This window comes from Nevskia sp. (assembly GCF_021732705.1).
Classification (GTDB): domain Bacteria; phylum Pseudomonadota; class Gammaproteobacteria; order Nevskiales; family Nevskiaceae; genus Nevskia.
The window spans coordinates 47,090-66,875 of sequence record NZ_JAKFUM010000008.1; the positions used below are offsets into that span (position 1 = coordinate 47,090).

Annotated in this window: 11 protein-coding genes; 1 reads left to right on the forward strand and 10 read right to left on the reverse strand. The window is 64.8% G+C overall.

The window, feature by feature from the left end; all coding sequences use genetic code 11:
- Positions 1–10: 10 nt before the first annotated feature.
- Entirely contained in the window at positions 11–676 is a 666-nt protein-coding gene (locus tag QZ951_RS09645; RefSeq protein WP_293000344.1) for a DUF480 domain-containing protein, read from the reverse strand.
- A gap of 149 nt (positions 677–825) precedes the next feature.
- On the opposite strand from QZ951_RS09645, the gene QZ951_RS09650 reads away from it, so the two are divergent.
- A complete protein-coding gene (locus tag QZ951_RS09650; RefSeq protein ID WP_293000345.1) occupies positions 826–2,112 on the forward strand; it encodes a hypothetical protein in 1,287 nt (428 codons plus the stop codon).
- 167 nt (positions 2,113–2,279) lie between these two features.
- Here the strand turns inward: QZ951_RS09650 and QZ951_RS09655 are convergent, their stop codons facing one another.
- The 9 genes from QZ951_RS09655 to pilQ all read right to left on the reverse strand — a co-directional run bounded on the left by QZ951_RS09655 (position 2,280) and on the right by pilQ (position 19,782).
- The gene (locus QZ951_RS09655) at positions 2,280–4,607 is read right to left on the reverse strand and encodes an NACHT domain-containing protein (protein ID WP_293000346.1); all 2,328 of its coding nucleotides are present in this window, start codon (positions 4,605–4,607) and stop codon (positions 2,280–2,282) included.
- A 242-nt stretch (positions 4,608–4,849) separates the two neighbouring features.
- Positions 4,850–6,442 (reverse strand): hypothetical protein, encoded by a 1,593-nt coding sequence (locus QZ951_RS09660; RefSeq protein ID WP_293000347.1) that lies wholly within the window; start codon positions 6,440–6,442, stop codon positions 4,850–4,852.
- Between the two features lie 544 nt (positions 6,443–6,986).
- On the reverse strand, positions 6,987–8,450 hold the full coding sequence (locus QZ951_RS09665) for a glutamate synthase subunit beta (RefSeq protein ID WP_293000348.1): 1,464 nt from the start codon (positions 8,448–8,450) through the stop codon (positions 6,987–6,989).
- 84 nt (positions 8,451–8,534) lie between these two features.
- The gene (locus tag QZ951_RS09670; RefSeq protein ID WP_293000349.1) at positions 8,535–13,274 is read right to left on the reverse strand and encodes a glutamate synthase-related protein; all 4,740 of its coding nucleotides are present in this window, start codon (positions 13,272–13,274) and stop codon (positions 8,535–8,537) included.
- 200 nt (positions 13,275–13,474) lie between these two features.
- Complete coding sequence (locus QZ951_RS09675; protein WP_293000350.1) at positions 13,475–14,170, reverse strand: transposase; 696 nt, start codon at positions 14,168–14,170, stop codon at positions 13,475–13,477.
- A gap of 408 nt (positions 14,171–14,578) precedes the next feature.
- Positions 14,579–15,727: a deoxyguanosinetriphosphate triphosphohydrolase gene (locus tag QZ951_RS09680; RefSeq protein ID WP_293000351.1), complete on the reverse strand. Its 1,149-nt coding sequence runs from the start codon at positions 15,725–15,727 to the stop codon at positions 14,579–14,581.
- Positions 15,724–16,854: a 3-dehydroquinate synthase gene (aroB, locus tag QZ951_RS09685; RefSeq protein ID WP_293000352.1), complete on the reverse strand. Its 1,131-nt coding sequence runs from the start codon at positions 16,852–16,854 to the stop codon at positions 15,724–15,726. The genes QZ951_RS09680 and aroB overlap by 4 nt, the downstream gene beginning before the upstream one ends.
- 4 nt (positions 16,855–16,858) lie before the next feature.
- Positions 16,859–17,404 carry a shikimate kinase AroK gene (aroK, locus tag QZ951_RS09690; protein WP_293000353.1) on the reverse strand — a complete coding sequence of 182 codons (546 nt, stop codon included), beginning with the start codon at positions 17,402–17,404 and terminating at the stop codon, positions 16,859–16,861.
- Between the two features lie 41 nt (positions 17,405–17,445).
- A complete protein-coding gene (gene pilQ / locus QZ951_RS09695; RefSeq protein ID WP_293000355.1) occupies positions 17,446–19,782 on the reverse strand; it encodes a type IV pilus secretin PilQ in 2,337 nt (778 codons plus the stop codon).
- Positions 19,783–19,786 lie beyond the last annotated feature (4 nt).

A 19,786-nucleotide genomic window follows, 5' to 3' on the forward strand; every position in this document is an offset into this window, starting at 1 on the left:
CGACGCGCGCCTAACCGCCCGCGGCCGTCAACCGCTGCTCCAGTTCCGCGAGCTTCGCTTCCAGTTCCGCCACCCGCGCCTCCAGCACGGCCACGCGCTCCAGCCCGCTGCCGGTGCCGGCCGGCGCCCGCGCCACCGGTGCTGCGGACGGCGCAGGCGCGTCCTGCACCGGAATGTCCGGCGTGCCGGACAACAGATGCACCCAGCGCGACGCCGCCTGACCGGGCAGCCGCGGCAACTGCATGACGAACGGCTGCGCGCGGTCCAGCAGATCGTTCAGCGCGGCCTGCACGCCGTCGGCATCGGCCGGGCCGTTCAGCGGCGCGCTGTTGGTGCGCAGCTCCGCCGGCGTCTGCGGGCCGCGCAGCATCAGGGTCGCCAGAACGGCCATCGTCGCCGGCTTCAGCAGTAGCTGGTGCTGGAAGCGATGCCGCCACTTCGGCACGCGGCCGGCGTTGTCGTCGCGCGTCACCAGCTTTTCGGCTTCCAGCGCGTTCAGCGCCGCGCCGGTATCGCCCTCGCTCAGGTTCATCACCGGATGGCGCGAGTTCTTCTGGTTCGACGCCATCATCAGCGCGTTGACGGTCATCGGGTAGTACTGCGGCGTGGTGATCGATTTCTCGACCAGCGCCGCCAGCACGCGGGCTTCGTTCGGGGATAGATAAAGAGTGCTCATGCCGCGATTATCGCGCCGCGGATGAATGTGATGTGACGGCCGGTCAGCCGCGACGCTCAAGCGCCCGTTCTTGCCGCCGATAGCAGGGACGAGACCCGCCGCGCGAAACCGGCCGGGTCGGGATACCCCGCCTCCTTCCGGGATCGATCATGCGGATCGGCACCGGCGTCGCGCTGCCGACGCCTCCTCCCCCCACGCTGACGCCGGCCGCGGCCGTGCTGGATCGCGCCGTGCTGCTGCGCGTGGCCGCGCTCGCGGACCAAGCCCTGCGGCCGATCTTCGATCTGCCCGCCCACGCACCCGCCGGCAGCACGGCACCACCCACCGCCCGCGAAGCGCTGGCCATCGCCGCCGCCCTGCAAGCGCTGGCGCAGGACGGCGACCTGATCGCCGCACACGGCGGCACGCCCGCCGGTCTGCCGGCGCAGGCGTTGTCCGCCCTGCTCGGCGCGCGCGCGCTGCTCGGCGCCAGCCTGCCCGCCGTGCCGCCCGGCGCAGCGCCAGGATCGATTCCCGGCACTGCACCCGGAATTCCCGCAGGTCTCGCGTCATCGACCGTGCCGGTCACGCTCGCCAGCGCACTGACGCTGGCCGCCGCCGCCGTGCGCGGGGCCGATCGCCTGAGCCTGTCGCCCGCCGTGACCGCGCTGCGCCTCGCACCGATCGCGGGCACGCACGCGCCGGTGATCGAACTGACGCTGGCCCTGCTGACCGCCCTGACCGGCGAAGCCCGCAGCCGCGTGCAGTTGCTGGCCCATGACGCGGCGCTCGGCGCTGAACTCTCCACCACCGGCGGCTTTGCCGATCCGCTGACCGCCGCCAGCCAGATCGGCAAGCCCGCCGCCGACGTGCTGCAACTGCTGGTGCGCGGCAACCTGCGCACGCTCGACGCCAAGCTCGTCGACCTCACGCTCGGCCTCACCGTGCAGCGCCAGCCCGGCACCGCCACCTTGGACGACGCCGCCCTCGCCACCCTCCGCACCACGCTCGAACAACTCGCGCACCGCAGCATCACCAGCGACTTCCCGGGCGACGCCGCCACGCTCGCCGGCCAAAGCGCCCGCTTCCAGGCGATGCTCGATCCGGTCGGCCTGTGGCCGATGCAAAGCTTCCTGCTCTCCGGCCTGCTGCTGCTCGGCGCCGCGCGCGACATCGACCCCACCGACGAGCTCGACGAGATCGACGACCACGAAGACGCAGCGTCAGTCGATATGGACAGCGATGACGATGCCGATGCCGACGAACGCTCGGGCGACCAGCAAGCCGCCGATCAGCAGTTGGCAACGCCCGAAGCGGCCAATGGCGATCAATCCCTCACCATTGTGCTCGACGACGGCGGCCCGCCGGTCATCTCCGCCAGCGCGTGGCTGGAACTGGAACTGCGGCATTGGCGGACGCAGTTGCGACTGTGGATGAGTCTTCCGGTTGCGGGCTAGGTTGCGCCCTGAGCCGGCGTGTTGGCTCAACTGCGATGAAGCCGGCTTACTTAGCCAAGCACACTGGTGTGTTGCCCGACTAAATCGGGCGACCCCTGCCTCCACTGGCTGCTATCAGCCCGAAGCGGCCATCGAAAAGCAATAGAACACATTCTCGATGTATCGCTTTAGGCAATTTCTTTAGCATCTCGGACTATGGCCTCTCCGCACTGAACCGGTGCGTTAAGTATCCTCTTCACGCGCCCCAAGGCCTTTCTGACAGGAAGCCAGATGATGCCGTCCCCGCGAGAATACTCTGTCGCCAACTGGTGACGCTTCAGCAAAGCCAAGACATCTGCAACGCAGCGTCTTTCGTCAACATCTAGCCCCCTATATAGGGCGCCTTCAGCCCTTCCGGATAGGCTTTGTACGAAGAGCTTTCTTAAAGTTATCAGAAGAACTTTCTCGCCAATGCTCATTTGCGTTGCGCGTATAGCCCCATTAGTTCCTATCTCGTCAAAGGCGCCGTATTCGCACGAAACGGAAAATTTATCCTCTGGAAGATCTTGAGCTGAAATCCGCCCCGTCACCCGGTCAAATAAGCACTGATCAAATCGAGGTAATCGGTCCATAGGAATGTCATTTTCTATGGCGATGTGGTCAAAAAGACAGTGGCTAAATGACAACCTGCTTAGGTCCACCATACCTCGATGAAAATCAATATTTGTCGGCGAATAGTTCATTTCCTTTACTGAAAGAGGAATGTCGAGTTCGAAATCGCCGGCGACTACAACGCTAGCCACATCACCTCGGGCACATGAAATGTCCGTTCTAGTATTCAGAAACGCAACAGTCTGCCTGACCAGCCCACGCGCATCGCCCTTCGCCCTGATCTTTCTTATCGTAGTTTCCGCGCCCACTGGATTGATGCAACGTTCACACGATGACATCGAATCCACCCAAATTTGATTCTTTACAATCTCATAGGGCGTTTCGAAAAATCGAAATAGCTCAGTTCCCGTGCATACCGCCGCTAGTTCTTTATCCACAAAGCATCGACTTTCGTCTTCAGCTCTGTGTATACCAAGTCCAGGCAGTCGCTGAATTGCAAGAAGTCCTTGCTCATCCGGTTCATAACCACACACTTCATTGAACACGGCAACGAGCGAACTTCTAGTAATCGGCCCTAAACCATCTTCCGACGACCTCGCCATTGTGGAAGCCCGCTCGAGAATTCGGCGCAATGTTGCGCCGTCAAGGTTCGTTTCAATCTGCTGTTCTCTTTGATATATGCGATCGAGCAGGTAATCCCAACCGTCAACAGCATCAAGCGGAGTGATGGAGCCGTTAAAACCGGCGAGCAAGTCTTTCGATGCGAGGTAGCCAAGAAGCAACGGCCTAGTAGGTAGCCATGCGGGTAACGAAGCATTGCCATCTACACTAGGGAAAGCCGATAGAAATGTCTTCATCTGTTCATCGGAGAACTCATCCATGCTTAACGAAGTGGGATTTCGTAAGCCAAGCGCGCTGCCAAGTTCATGTTCGCTCTCGAAGTAATGACTTCGTCCTCCGACTACGACTCCTACGTTGACGCTATCTCTAATGAGTTTTCGAATTCCCTCTAGAGATCTCATGCGCAGATCTTTAAGCTTTTTCCAAGATCCTTGTACTCCCAGCGAAGCGATTTCATCAAATCCATCGGCCAATAGAATTACGAAGCCAGCGCGCCAAGCTCTAATTAGTGATGGCGGCGACTCGAATCCTATGCTGCGCGCATGCCGCTCGAGGATTTCGACAGGATCACGCTGGCCTGAATGTTCGCGCAGATTTATGTAAACAGGGAACTTTGGCGTGACTCCCTTCACATATTTATCATGCAGACGCACGAAAATTTCTCGTAGTGTCATGCTTTTTCCGGCGCCATACTGTCCAGTAATCGCAAAGTGTTTCCCAACTAGAAGCTGCTCAATGACCTCCCTCACTGATAATGCCTGACCCAACATACTTGATAACCCTAATTCCACAAAGGGTACAGAGGGAGTTAGTGAGCTTGAGGTGAAATCTTGCACGCTTCCAAAACTATGATTACTCCGGGCTGACAAATAAGCCCGTACGTCTATCAAGCTTTGCTGAAACTGCGAGAAAGAGACTGCCCGCACTTGTCCCTTCCCTATTTCTTGAACTTCTTTCCGCTGATCGGCCGTCGGTTCATTCTTGGTGACGAACCATCCGATGGCGACCTTTAGAGTTCCCTTTCGATTGTGCTCGGCAATCGCCTTGAACAGCTTGCGGGTATCGTCCTTAGCTTTGCCGCTTCCGGACGAGACTGTCGCCTCCAAATAATTGACTGACTCCTCGGTCTCGAATACACCGTCCCTTTCGCGGCCATCCAACATTTCGGCTCCGGAAAATTCAGCACATGGCCACTTAGCCCGGGCAATTCGTCTGACTTCGTTTTCGAAGTCTTTGTCGGCCTGTTGACTTGACACATTCACCTCCGTAGATCCGTCGCTCATCGTACCTTGCAGCCTTAACTAAATGTCCCCTTCTGGCACCGCAGCCGACATTAAAACTTGTCTATTGTTCGCGCGTCCGGCGCTCAACAATCCAAAAAAAAATCCCCTCCTGCATGATCCCGGATGATTGATCACCCGGCGGCACAAAAGGGGAAGACAGCACCCGCCTGAACCCATCACGGGTCATGGCGGCTCGGCACCGGGTAGCGGTTCGTGCCGCCCGGTGCCGAGGTCACATCAGGTCACGGAGTCGGCAGCGGGACCGGGAGCTGCGGCAGGGTGCCGCCGCCGAGGACGCCGCCCAGGCCGCCGAGCACGCCGCCGAGGGATGGCACGGTGGGCGGGAACACGACCGGCGGGGCGTCCGCAGCCACGCCGTAGTCGACGACGAATACGCCGCCTTGGGCGTCGGTGCGGGCGTTGCTGAGCGTGTACTCGCCGGCCGGCACGTCGTAGTAGAACGTGGCCGGGGCGGAGGCGAACGGCAGGACCAGTGGCGGCGGGATCACGGCGTTCGGGCCGAGCACGCCGACGACGTTGCCGAGGCCATCGGTCACGGTGCTGCTGCCGAGGTTGTGCCAGCGCACGAACATGAAGCTGGACTGCTGCGCCCGCACTTCCGCGGCGCGATAACCCGCGGTCAGGCCGAGCGCGTGACGCGGCACGCTGACGCCGGTGCTGAGCACGCCCTGCGGCGCACGCGGCGGATGCTGGCGCACGTCGACCGGTTCCAGCCCGGCGATGCGCATGGCGGAGGCCACGGCACCGTTGGTCAGCGTGTTCAGCAGTACGGCGTCGGTCGTGGTCTGCAGGCCGAAGAAGCTCACCGGCGGAGACTGCGTGGCGAGTTCCGGCAGCGAGGTGCCCGGCACCAGCGCCTCGAAGCCCGGCGCCTTCGCGAACGGGCTTGCGAACTGCGCGGCTGCGGGTCGGCGGCTGTGCACGGTGCCGATCCGGTCGTACGCGGCGAGCAGCAGGTCGGAGCCGGTGGCGCGGGTCGCGAACTGGCCGGCGTTGACCGGATAGGCGAAGCGGAACGTCGGGTTGGTGGCGATGACGCGATCCGGCGTGCTGATCGCCGTGGCGACGCGAACGGTGCGGCAGCGGCTGACGCCGAACACGGTGATGGTGGTGGCGCAGGAGGTGACGATCTCCAACTGGGCCGCCACCGGTGCCTGGATGGCGATGGTGTCGTTCACCAATGCCTGATCGATGCCGGCCAGCGTGACCAGATCGGTGTCGACGTTGGTGCGGATGGTGAACGAATCGCCGACGCGGACGTTCGGCGTCACCAGCAGCACGAACGGCCGGCCGATGGTCACGGTCTGCGTGACCGCGCGGGCGTAGGTCGCGATCGAGCGGATGTTGTGCGGCAGCAGGAACGGCGCGAGGTCCGGCGCCACCAGCGAGCCGGCCAGCCACGCGGCGGTCTGCGCGGTGCCGAGCAGCTCGGTGATCGTCCGCAGCGTGGTGCCGGGCGAGAACGGCACGCCGAGCGCGCTGCCGTTCAGCGCCGGCAACTGGTTCAGGCCGAGCGAGGCCACGGTGCGGGTCACGGTCACGGCGAGCTGGTCGCGGATCGCCTGCGCCTGCTCGACGTTCGGGTTCTGCTCCAGATCACGCGTGAACTTGGCCAGCTCCAGCGCCAGCTCGGCCGGCAGCGTTTCGCCGATGACGCTGACGGCGACCAGCGCGGCGGCCTGGTCGGTGTTCAGGATCGACGCGCTATCCGCAGACGGCGCGGTATCCGCCGGCTCGGCATGGGCGACAGTGCCGTACAGCAGGCCCGCGCCGGCGACGATCGCGCGCAACAACGGTTGTTTCAACATCTTCATCGGTGAGGCTCCTTGTCGATTTTCTTGGATGTGCCACGGTTCAGCGCTCCCGGCCGCACCACACCTGTGGCGGGCCGCACCCACTGCGACAGACACCCCGTCCAGCAACGCTCCAGCGACCTTTCGCGCACGCTCCGCACGCCGAAGGTAGCCGGCTGGCATACGGGATAGTTTGGAAATAGAAGCTGTTCGGAAGATGAACTGTCTGAAAGCTCCATGAACGTCAACATTCCGTTCAGGGCACGCTTTCCGATGCCATTGATATCACTGCATGACAGCGATTGCAAAAGAAACTTTGATTGTCGGAATTCGACTGGTGGCCGCGTGTCTGAACGCCACCGTCGTTAGAGATTCAGCGAACAATTGTTTGTTTATATTGTTTTTTTTGAAAGCCGCTCGGAAGCCGCACTCCGGAGCAGCATTGATCTTTTGAAAAATAGGTTTGATCAATGATCACTGTTCGCAGAACAGCGGTTCGACAACGTTATCGGCAGACAGCAAAAAGCCCGCGCGAGGCGGGCTTTTCGGTACCACGGGCCTGAGGTTAGCGCGGCAGGTCGGAGCTTCCCATCAGGAACTGGTCGACTTCGCGGGCGGCCTGGCGGCCTTCGCGGATCGCCCAGACCACCAGCGACTGGCCACGGCGGATGTCGCCGGCAGCGAACACCTTCTCGACATTGGTCTTGTAGCAGCCTTCGCCATCGGTGGTGGCCTTGGCGTTGCCGCGGGCGTCCTTCTCGATGCCGAACGCGTTCAGCACGGCTTCGGCCGGGGAGACGAAGCCCATCGCCAGCAGCACGAGGTCGGCCTTCATCTCGAACTCGGAGTTCGGGATTTCCTGCATCTTGCCGTCCTTCCACTCGACCTTGCAGGCGACGAGCTTTTCGACCTTGCCATCCTTGCCTTCGAAACGCTTGGTGGCCACCGACCAGTCGCGGTTGCAGCCTTCCTCGTGGCTGGACGAGGTGCGCAGCTTGGTTGGCCAGTACGGCCACACCAGCGGCTTGTTCTCGGCTTCCGGCGGCTGCGGCAGCAGCTCGAACTGAGCGACGCTGGCCGCGCCGTGACGGTTCGAGGTGCCGACGCAATCGGAACCGGTGTCGCCGCCACCGATCACGACGACATGCTTGCCGTCGGCCCGGATCTGCGCCTTGACCTTGTCGCCGGCATCGACCTTGTTCTGCAGCGGCAGGAACTCCATCGCGAAATGGATGCCCTTCAGGTCACGGCCCGGCACCGGCAGGTCGCGCGGGGTTTCGGCGCCACCGGTCAGCAGCACGGCATCGAACTGCGCTTTCAGCTCGTCCGGGCTGATCGTTTCCTTGGCCCAGTTGGTGATCGTGCCGAGCTTGCCGCCGCCGACGTAGACGCCGGTGCGGAACACGACACCTTCGGCCTTGAGCTGTTCGAGGCGACGGTCGACGTTGGCCTTGTCCAGCTTGAAGCCGGGGATGCCGTAGCGCAGCAGGCCGCCGATGCGGTCGTTCTTCTCGAACACCGTCACGTCATGGCCGGCGCGCGCGAGCTGCTGCGCGGCGGCGAGACCGGCCGGGCCGGAGCCGACGATGGCGATCTTCTTGCCGGTCTTGACCGCCGCGATCTGCGGCACGACCCAGCCGTTTTCCCAGCCCTTCTCGATGATGAAGTTCTCGATCGACTTGATGCCGACCGGATCGTTGTTGACGTTCAGCGTGCATGCCGCTTCGCACGGCGCCGGGCAGATGCGGCCGGTGAACTCCGGGAAGTTGTTGGTGGAGTGCAGCGTGTCGAGCGCGTTCTTGTAGTCCTGGCTGTAAACCAGATCGTTCCAGTCCGGAATGATGTTGTTGACCGGGCAGCCGGTCGTGCAGAACGGCGTGCCGCAGTTCATGCAGCGCGCGGCCTGCGTCTTGGCCTTTTCGTCCTCGAGCACGAGAACGAATTCCTTGTAGTGCTTCACCCGCTCCGGAACCGGAAGATAGCCTTCCTTCTGGCGCTGGAATTCGATGAAACCGGTGGTCTTGCCCATGGTGAACTCTCTACGGATAACGATGGATCGTGCGGCGCCAGGTCAGCTCAGGATCAGCGACGAGTGGGGGAATGAGTCCCGGCCTCAGGCCGGAACCGCATCCTTCTTCGCAGCGGCGGCAGCGGCCGCGGCCGCCATCTCGCCGAGCGCGCGCTTGTACTCGTGCGGGAAGACCTTGACGAACTTCTTGCGGCCGTTCGCCCAGTCGTCCAGCAGGTTGCGGGCGCGGGTCGAGCCGGTGTGCTTGAAGTGGCGCTCCAGCAGGTACTTGAGGATCGCTTCGTCGGTCTGCTTCTTGCCGTTGCGCTCCAGGCTGTGCCACAGCGCGCGGTCGACATTGGCTTCCTGCTCGCTCTTGATCAGCAGCGGCTCGACCGCGACCATCGCCATGTTGCACTTCGACTGGAACTTGCCGTCCGGGTCGTAGATGTAGGCGATGCCGCCGGACATGCCGGCCGCGAAGTTGCGCCCGGTCTCGCCGAGCACCACGACGGTGCCGCCGGTCATGTATTCGCAGCCGTGGTCGCCGGTGCCTTCGATGATCGCGATGGCACCGGAGTTGCGCACCGCGAAGCGCTCGCCGGCCACGCCGTTGATGAAGGCTTCGCCAGTGATCGCGCCGTACAGCACGGTGTTGCCGACGATGATGTTGTCGACCGCCCAGCCGCGGAACTCGGTGTTCGGACGCACGATGATGCGGCCGCCCGACAGACCCTTGCCGACGTAATCGTTGCCGGCGCCGACCAGATCGAGCGTGATGCCGTGCGCGAGGAACGCGCCGCAGGACTGGCCCGCCGTGCCCTGAAGCTGGATGTGGATGGTGTCGTCCGGCAGGCCTTCGTGGCCGTAGCGACGCGCCACTTCCGACGACAGCATCGCGCCGACGGTGCGGTTCAAGTTCTTCACCGGCGAGATGAACGAGACGCGCTCGCCCTTCTCCAGCGCCGGCAGCGCCTGCGCGATCAGCTTGTTGTCGAGCGCGCGGTCGAGGCCGTGATCCTGGTCCAGCGCGTGGTGCGCCGGCTCGCCCGGCGGGTTCGGTGCCACGTAGAACAGGCGCGAGAAGTCCAGACCCTTCGCCTTCCAGTGGCTGATCGCCTTGGACTTGTCGAGCAGGTCGCTGCGGCCGATCAGGTCATCGAACTTGCGGATGCCGAGCTGCGCCATCAGCTGCCGCGCTTCTTCGGCCACGAAGAAGAAGTAGTTGACGACGTATTCCGGCTTACCCGCGAACTTCTTGCGCAGCACCGGATCCTGCGTCGCGACACCGACCGAGCAGGTGTTCAGGTGGCACTTGCGCAGCATGATGCAGCCCTCGACCACCAGCGGCGCGGTCGCGAAGCCGACTTCATCGGCACCGAGCATCGCGGCGATGACGACATCGCGGCCGGTTTTCATCTGGCCATCGGCCTGCACGCGGATGCGCGAGCGCAGCCCGTTCAGCACCAAGGTCTGCTGGGTTTCGGCCATGCCGAGTTCCCACGGCGCGCCGGCGTGCTTGACGCTCGACAGTGGCGAGGCACCCGTGCCGCCGTCGTGGCCGGCGATCACGAGGTGATCGGCCTTGGCCTTGGTCACGCCCGCGGCGACGGTGCCGACGCCGCTTTCGGCGACCAGCTTCACCGAGATCGACGCGCGATCGTTGGCGTTCTTCAGGTCGTGAATGAGCTGCGCCAGATCTTCGATCGAGTAGATGTCGTGATGCGGCGGCGGCGAGATGAGACCGACACCCGGCACCGAGTAGCGCAGGCGCGCGATGTATTCGCTGACCTTGCCGCCCGGCAGCTGGCCGCCTTCGCCGGGCTTCGCGCCCTGCGCCATCTTGATCTGGATCTGATCGGCCGAGTTCAGGTACTCGGTGGTCACGCCGAAGCGGCCGGCGGCGACCTGCTTGATCTTCGAGCGCAAGCTGTCGCCTTCCTTCAGCGGAATGTCGGCTTCAACCTGGTCCTCGCCGATCACGGACGCCATGGTCGCGCCGTCCTTGATCACGATGCCCTGCTTTTCGAGGCGATAGCGGACCGGGTCTTCGCCGCCTTCGCCGGTGTTCGACTTGCCGCCGATGCGGTTCATCGCCACGGCCAGGGTCGCGTGCGCTTCGGTCGAGATCGAGCCGAGCGACATCGCGCCGGTGGCGAAACGCTTGACGATTTCCTTCGCCGGTTCGACCTCGTCGATCGGGATCGCCTTCGACGGATCGAGCTTGAACTCGAACAGGCCGCGAAGCGTCATGTGACGCTTCGACTGATCGTTGATGATCTGCGCGTATTCCTTGTACGTCGAGAAGCTGTTCGCCTTGGTCGAATGCTGCAGCTTGGCGATCGCGTCCGGCGTCCACATGTGCTCTTCGCCGCGCACGCGGAACGCGTACTCGCCGCCCGCGTCGAGCATGCTGGCGAGCACCTTGTCGTTGCCGAACGCCAGCTTGTGCAGGCGCACGGCCTCTTCGGCGATCTCGAACACGCCGATGCCTTCGATCGACGACGGCGTGCCGGTGAAGTACTTGTCGACCACGGCGCGGTTCAGGCCGATGGCTTCGAAGATCTGCGCGCCGCAGTACGACATCCAGGTCGAGATGCCCATCTTCGACATGACCTTCATCAGGCCCTTCGAGATCGCCTTCTTGTAGTTGTAGATCGCCTTGTCCGGGCTCAGCTCGCCCGGCAGGCCCTGCGACATCGCCGCCAGCGTTTCCATCGCCAGATACGGATGGATCGCCTCGGCGCCGTAGCCGCCGAGCAGCGCGAAGTGGTGCACCTCGCGCGCCGAACCGGTTTCGACGACGAGACCGGTGGAGGTGCGCAGGCCCTTCGCGACCAGATGCAGATGGATGGTGCTGGTGGCGAGCAGCGCCGGGATCGCGACGTGGTTCGCGTCCATCTTGCGATCGGTCAGCACGAGGATGTTGTAGCCATCCTTCACCGCGTCGACGGCGGTCGCGCACAGGCTGGCGAGGCGCGCTTCGACACCTTCATTGCCCCAGGCGACCGGATAGCAGATGTCGATCTCGAAGCTCTTGAACTTGCCGCGGGTATGCGCGCTGATGTCGCGCAGCTTGGCCATGTCGTCGAAATCGAGGACCGGCTGCGTCACTTCCAGACGCATCTGCGGATTGATGTTGGCGGTGTCGAGCAGATTCGGCTTCGGGCCGATGAACGACACCAGCGACATCACCATCGCTTCGCGGATCGGGTCGATCGGCGGGTTGGTGACCTGCGCGAACAGCTGCTTGAAGTAGCTGTACAGCGGCTTGAGCTTGTTCGACATCACCGGCAGCGGCGAGTCGTTGCCCATCGATCCGGTCGCTTCCTCGGCGACCAGCGCCATCGGCGACATCAGCACGCGCAGGTCTTCCTGCGTGTAGCCGAACGCCTGCTGGCGATCGAGCAGCGTCGCCGGGAAATCGGCCAGCGGCGACTTCGGCGGCAGTGACTTCAGCTCGTCGAGCTTGATGCGGACGCGGTTGATCCAGGCCTTGTACGGCTCGGCCGAGGCGTAGGTGTCCTTGATTTCCTCGTCGTCGATGATCCGGCCTTCTTCGAGGTCGATCAGGAACATGCGGCCCGGCTGCAGGCGCCACTTCTTCGTGATCCGCGATTCCTCGATCGGCAGGGTGCCGGATTCCGAGGCCATGACCACGAGGTCATCGTCGGTGACGATGAAGCGGCACGGGCGCAGGCCATTGCGGTCGAGCGTGCCGCCGATGTAGCGGCCGTCGGTGAAGCAGATCGCGGCCGGGCCGTCCCACGGCTCCATCGCGGCGGCGTGATATTCGTAGAACGCGCGGCGCTGCTGATCCATCAGCGTGTGGTTCTCCCACGCTTCCGGAATCATCATCATCATCGCCTGGGCGATCGGGTAGCCGGCCATCACCAGCAGTTCCAGCACGTTGTCGAAGCAGGCGGTGTCGCTCTGGCCTTCGTAGATCAGCGGGAACAGCTTCTTCAGGTCGTCGCCCAGCTCGGCCGACTTCATCACGCCTTCGCGGGCGCGCATCCAGTTGAAGTTGCCCTTCACCGTGTTGATCTCGCCGTTGTGCGCGATCAGGCGGTACGGATGGGCCAGCGGCCATTCCGGGAAGGTGTTGGTCGAGAAGCGCTGGTGCACCAGCGCCAGCGCCGAGATGCAGCGCTCGTCCTGCAGGTCGAGGTAGTACACGCCGACCTGATCGGCCAGCAGCAGGCCCTTGTAGACGACGGTGCGCGCCGACATCGACGGCACGAAGAATTCCTTGCCGTGGATCAGGTTCAGCGCGCGGATGGCGTGGCCGGAGACCTTGCGGATCACGTACAGCTTGCGTTCCAGCGCATCGGTGACGGTGATGTCCGGGCCGCGGCCGATGAAGATCTGGCGGATCACCGGCTCCTTGGCGCGCACCGTCGGCGACATCGGCATGTTCAGGTCGACCGGCACATCGCGCCAGCCGAGGATGATCTGGCCTTCGTCGACCACGGCGCGCTCGATTTCCTGCTCGCAGGCGATGCGCGAGGCGTTTTCCTTCGGCAGGAAGATCATGCCGACGCCGTACTCGCCGAGCGGCGGCAGCTCGACGCCCTGCTTCGCCATTTCCTCGCGATAAAGCTGATCCGGCATCTGGATCATGATCCCGGCGCCGTCGCCCATCAGCGGATCGGCGCCGACCGCGCCGCGATGCTCGAGGTTGCGCAGGATCAGCAGGCCCTGCTCGACGATCGAATGCGCCTTCTCGCCCTTGATGTTGGCGATGAAGCCGATGCCGCAGGCGTCATGTTCGTTCGACTGCCGGTAAAGCCCGTGCTGCTCGGCGTGGAGACGTTCGGCGGAAGACGCGGGCTGAAGAGACATGGCGGACCTGACAGTCAATCGGACAAGGGCTGGGAGCGTACTGCGCCGCAACAAAAATGCCAAGCAAATTTCCGCACAATAATTGGGGTCAGATACACATTAATTCGGCCGGGTCATCGCCTTCCAATTAATTGGGGACAGATTATTTATGATCGGCAAACGACTGAATCTGAACGTTAATCAGGGAAACAGGGGACCGATCAGGCCGATTTCTGGCGGTTCGGACGCCCGGGGCGGCCGCGTGTCATCCGACGGTCGGTCTGTTTCTGGAGATCGTCGAGGAACTCCGGCGTGCCGAGTGCCCAGCCCTTGAGCGCCGATTCGGTCAACGCCGCCTGCTGATCGCGCGCCACGCCCTGCTGCACCAGATCGGCATACGCCGCTTCCCGCGCGAACGGCGTGTTGCCGAGGCCCCAATACAGCGCATGCGGCGTGACCAGCCGATCGGTCGTCTGCCCGATGTGATGGCGATGGCTGGACCACGGCCAGTCCGCCGGCCGCGCGACGAGACCGGCGCGGACCGGATTCAGGTCGATGTAGGCCATGCAGGCCAGCAGGTAGCGATCGGTCTGGACCAGCGTCGCGCGATACCGGCCCTCCCACAGCGTGCCGGTACGGGCGTGGCGACGGTTGAAGATCTGCACGTAGCGCCGGCCAACGGACTGCATCATCGACGGCAGTCCTTTCTCGGTCGACGGCGTCGCCAGCAGATGGAAATGGTTGCCCATCAGCACGTAGGCGTGGATCGCCACCTTGTCGCGCGCCGCGTACTCGGCGAGCAGGTCAAGCATCAGCCGCTGGTCGGCCTCGTCGACGAACACCGGCTGGCGGTTGTTGCCGCGCTGGATGACGTGATGCGGGTAACCGGGGACAGTCAGACGGGGTTGGCGGGCCATGGCGGTCTCCGGTGCACGCGCGGCAGCGGTCGGTCAGCGCGAGGTGCGAGCCAGACGAGTCGGCGACCGATCGCGGCCTGGCTGACCCTCACGACCGCTCACCGAAGCTGCCTCAAGTCATACAGCCGCGCGTGTTCGTCCTGGGCGTAGCGATGGCGACGCGAATCCCCGAGCGGCCCCCACGCGCGGTTTGCGTGGGTGCGGGCCAGGCGAGTAAGCGACCGATCGCGGCTTGGCTGACCCTGACGACCGGTCACCGAAGCTGCCTCAAGTCGTACAGCCGCGCGTGTTCGTCCTGCGCGTAGCGATGGCGACGCGAGCCCCCGAGCGGGCCCCACGCGCGGTTTGCGTGGGTGCGAGCCAGGCGAGTCGGCGACCGATCGCGGCTTGGCTGACCCTGACGACCGGTCACCGGAGCTGCCTCAAGTCGTACAGCCGCGCGTGTTCGTCCTGAGCGTAGCGATCGGTCATGCCGGCAATGTAATCCGCCACGACCCGCGCCCGGCTGGTCACGCCGCCGGCGGCTTCGGCTTCGTCCGCCATGGCGTGAAACTCCGGCGGCAGCAGGCGAATGTCGCCAAACAGCGCTTCGAACAGCTCGCGGACGATGCGCCGGGCCTTGTGCATCACCCGGTAGACCTGATGGTGCTTGTACAGGTGCTCGTACAGGAAGCGTTTCAGGTCGCGGTTGTCGCGCTCCATCGCCGGGCTGAACATGACCAGCGGCGTACCGTGCTCGCGCACGGCGTCGATGTCGGCGGGAGCGGCGTCGGCGAGCCGGCGCGCGGTTTCGGTCTGCAGGTCGATGACCAGCGCGTTGATCATCCGGCGGATGGTTTCGTGGCGCAGCTGGCGCGGCGTCAGGCTGGAGTAACGCGCGGTGACTTCGCCGTGGAAGCGCGCGAACAGCGGCACGTCGAGCAGCTGTTCGATGCTCAGGATGCCGGCACGCAGGCCGTCGTCGACATCGTGATTGTTGTAGGCGATCTGGTCGGCGATGTTGGTCAGCTGCGCTTCGAGACCGGGCTGCAGTCCTTTGAGAAAACGCGCGCCGACATCGCCCAAGGTCGCCGCACGCGCCTGCGAGCAGTGCTTCAGGATGCCTTCGCGGGTTTCGAAGCTCAGGTTCAGGCCGCGGAATTCGGCGTACTTGTCTTCGAGTTCGTCGACCACGCGCAGGCTTTGGGCGTTGTGTTCGAAGCCGCCGTGGGCCTTCATGCAGTCGTCGAGCGCATCCTGCCCGGCGTGGCCGAACGGCGTGTGGCCGAGGTCGTGCGCCAGCGCGATGGTTTCCGACAGGTCCTCGTTCAGCTGCAGGCTGCGGGCGAGGCTGCGGGCGATCTGCGCGACTTCCAGCGAATGGGTCAGGCGATTGCGGAACAGGTCGCCTTCATGGCTGACGAAGACCTGGGTCTTGTATTCCAGCCGCCGGAACGCGGCCGAATGGATGATGCGGTCGCGATCCCGCTGGAACTCGCCGCGGCCCTGCGGGGGCGCCTCGGCATGACGACGGCCGCGCGTGCGGTCTTCGCGCGCGGCGTACGGCGCAAGGTTCATGACACCGGCAGCGCCGGGCGCGACTCGGTGGCGGGCTCGGTGCTGCAGAAGTGCGCGAGCGTGGCGTCGAGCGCGGCCGTGTCGAAATCCGCAGTCGTGGTGGACTCACCGATCGCGCGCATCAGCACCAGCCGCAGCTTGCCGGCCGCAACTTTCTTGTCGCGCGCCATCAGGCTGCGGAAATCGTCCGGCGTCATGCCGGCGGGCGGGCGGATCGGCAGCCTCGCGCGCTCGATCAGGCGGATGCAGCGCTCGGCATCGTCCGGCTTCAGCCAGCCGAGGCGCATCGACAGATCGGCCGCCATCGCCAGACCGAGTCCGACCGCTTCGCCGTGCAGCCAGCTCTCGTACTTCGTGTAGGTCTCGACCGCGTGGCCGAAGGTGTGGCCCAGGTTCAGCAGGGTGCGCGGGCCGCCGGCCAGCGATTCGCGTTCGTCGAGCGCGACGATCCGGGCCTTCAGCTGGCAGCAGCGTTCGATCGCTTCAGCCAGTGCCGTGCCGTCGAGTTCGAGCAGCGCGTCCATGTCGCGTTCGAGCCGGGCGAACAGGCCGGAATCGCCGAGCATGCCGCACTTGATCACTTCGGCGATCCCGGCCGACAGCTCGCGCGGCGGCAGGGTGGCAAGCGTGCTGGTGTCGGCGTATACCGCCACCGGCTGGTGGAAGGCGCCGATCAGGTTCTTGCCGCGCGCGTGGTTGACGCCGGTCTTGCCGCCGACCGACGAATCGACCTGGCTGAGCAGGGTCGTCGGCATCTGCACGAAGGCGATGCCGCGCTGGTAGATCGCGGCGACGAAGCCGGTCAGATCGCCGATGACGCCGCCGCCCAGCGCGATCAGCACGCCATCGCGGGCGATGCGGCTGGCCAGCAGCCAGTCCAGCAGCAGTTCGGCGTTGGCCAGCGTTTTCTGGGTTTCACCCGCCGGCAGCACGAAGGCGTGCTCGCGCGTCAGGCCGAGGGCATCGAGCACCGGATCGAGGTAACGCGCGGCGACGTTGGCATCGGTGACGACGCGCAGCGGCTTGCCCTTGAGGTCCACGAACGACGCCGGATCGGCCAGCAGACCGGCACCGATGTTTAGCGGATAGCTGCGCTCGCCGAGCTCGACCTTCAGGACGCGGGTCAAGGGTTCAGGACGCGGACGCGGGGACGGTGGCGACGGGGCGGACGAAGTGGTCTTCAATCTCGCGCGCGAGGGCGCGGGCGTTGCGTCCGTCGGTGTGGACGACGAGGTCGGCGATTTCACGGTAGAGAGGATCGCGCAGCGTGAACAGGCGCTGGAGCGTGTCACGCCGGTCGCCGACCTGCAACAGCGGCCGGTTGTCGGTGCGCTCGGTCCGCATCAGCTGATGCTCGACGCTGGCGTGCAGATAGACGACGAAACCGCGCTCGCCGAGCAGGGCACGCGAGTCCGGATCCATCACCGCGCCGCCGCCGGTCGACAGCACGATGCCGTCGCGTTCGGCCAGTTCGGCAATCGCCGCGCGCTCGCGCTTGCGGAAGCCGGCCTCGCCTTCCTTCTCGAAGATGAACGCGATGTTGACGCCGGTGCGGGCTTCGACCACCTGATCGGAATCGATGAATTCCATGCGCCGCGCCTCGGCCAGCCGTCGGCCTACGGTCGTCTTGCCGGCACCCATCGGGCCGACCAGGTAGATGTTGCTCGTCTTGCCCACGTCGTGCGGTTCGGCCGGAAGCGTCGCACGACGCCGCGCCGTCAGTTGACCTTCAAGCCCTCGCTCAGGATCTTCGGCGTGATGAAGATCAGCAGTTCGGTCTTGTTGGCGATCTTGGATTTGGTGCGGAACAGTACGCCAAGCAGCGGCACGTCGCCAAGCAGCGGCACCTTGGTGACCGAGTCGTTGTTGGTCTGTTCGTAGATGCCGCCGAGCACCACCGTCTGGCCGTTGTCGACCAGCACCTGCGTCGTGACCTTGCGGGTGTCGATCGCCAGCGCGGTGCCGCCGGTGCCCGTGTTGACGTCCTGACCGCGGCTGTCGTTGTTGACCGCGAGGTCCATGATCACGCGGTTGTCCGGCGTGATCTGCGGCGTGACGTTCAGGCTCAGCACGGCCTTCTTGAACTGGATGGCGGTGGCGCCGCTGGAGGTCGAGTTCTGGTAAGGAATTTCCACACCCTGCTCGATCGACGCCTGCTTGCCGTTGGCCGTGATCACGCGCGGGCTGGAGATGACTTCGCCCTTGCCTTCCGACTGCAGTGCCGACAATTCCAGATCGATCAGGGAGTTGCGACCGAGAATCGCGAGGGCGATGGCGCCGGCCGGGTTGGCCACCGGGAGGTTGACGTTGTAGCGATCGCCGATCGCGCCGGTCGGGCGCGGCAGGCTGGCGTTGCCGCCGATCGATGGCTGGCCGGTCACCGAGCCGCCAGTGCCCGGCAGGGTGGCATTGGTGCCTTCGCCGGAGCCGCTGGTCGAGATCAGGCCGCCGTTGCCGCCATCGCGGGTGCGGACACCGTTGACGCCGAGGCGAGCGCCGAAATCGCGCTGGAAGTTCGAACGGGCGACGACGATGCGCGATTCGATCAGCACCTGACGCACCGGGATGTCCAGCCGCTGCACCAGCGCCCGGATCTCGCCGAGCTTGTCGCGGGTTTCGAGCACCAGCAGCGTGTTGGTGCGCTCGTCGACGGTGACGCTGCCGCGATCGGACAGCACCGAGTTTTCCTTCGACTTGATCAGGGTCGCCAGATCGGTGGCCTTGGCGTAGTTGACCTGGATGATTTCCGAGCGCAGTGCGGCGAGCTGCACCTTCTGCTTCTCGTTCTCCAGTTCCGCCTTCTCGCGCTGCGCCAGTTCATCGAGCGGCGCGACGAGGATGACGTTGCCGGTCTTGCGCTGGCCCAGCCCCTTCGTGCGCAGGATGATGTCCAGCGCCTGATCCCACGGCACGTTCTGCAGGCGCATCGCGATCTGGCCGGTCACCGAATCCGACACCACCATGTTGGTCTGCGCGACGTCGGCGATGATCTGCAGCAGCGAACGCACGTCGACACTCTGGAAGCTCAGCGAAATCCGCTCGCCGGTGTACTGCGGTTCGGCGCGGCGGCGTTCCTCGAGCTTGTCCTGCGAGACCGGCTGCAGTTCCAGCGTGAAGGCATTGCCGGACTGATACGCCACCTGCTCGAAGTCGCCGGCGGCGATCGGCGTGACCACGATCTGCGTGTTGGCGCCGTCGCGGCTGGCGTCGATGAACTTCACCGGTGTGGCGAAGTCGAGCACGTCGAGGCGCTTGGCCAGGCGTTCCGGCAGCGCCGTGTTCTTGAACCGCGCGATGATCTTGCCGCCTTCCTCGCGGACATCGACGGCGTTGCGGGTGTCGCCAACGGTGACGATGATGCGGCCCTCGCCCTTTTCGCCGCGGCGGAAATCGATGTTGCTGATCAGGCCCTGGGTCTGGCCGGGGTTGGTCGCCGCCACCGGCGCCGGCGCCGGCGCGGGGGCCGGCTGCGCCGCCGGCGCCGGGCTGGACGCACCGGACAGCGCGCCGCCCAGACCGGCGAGCTCGAGGAAGACCTTGTTGCCGCTGACCCGGACGGTGTGCGGCGTCAGCGTGGTCATCTCGATCACGACGCGCGACCGGCCCTTGGCTTCGGCCGCGGCGATCGAGCGCACCTGACCGACATTGACCTTGCGATAGCGCTCGGCCAGCGCCAGCGTGGTGTCGGCTAGATCCAGCGACAGCCGCGCCGGCTTCTCGATCGTGAACACCGTCGGCTCCGGCGACGGTGCCGACAGGGTCAGCGTCAGCAGCACGCGGTCGCCATCGAGGGCGACGAAATCCATCGCCTGCAGCGACCGCACCTGCTCGGCACGCGCCGGCAGCAGCAGCGACATCAGCACGAGGGCGATCAGCGCGAGCGCGCGGCCGATCAGACCGGTGCCGGTGCGGGCTCCGGGCCCGGTGCGGAAACCCGCTTTCGGCTTGGCGGTGGTTGCGGTCGACATCGTTGTGCTCCAGTGCAGCCGTGTTCGGGAAATGACGGACCAGCGGACAAGGGCGCTCGGCAGCGCACCGGGGGTCGGAGTGTTCATGGGC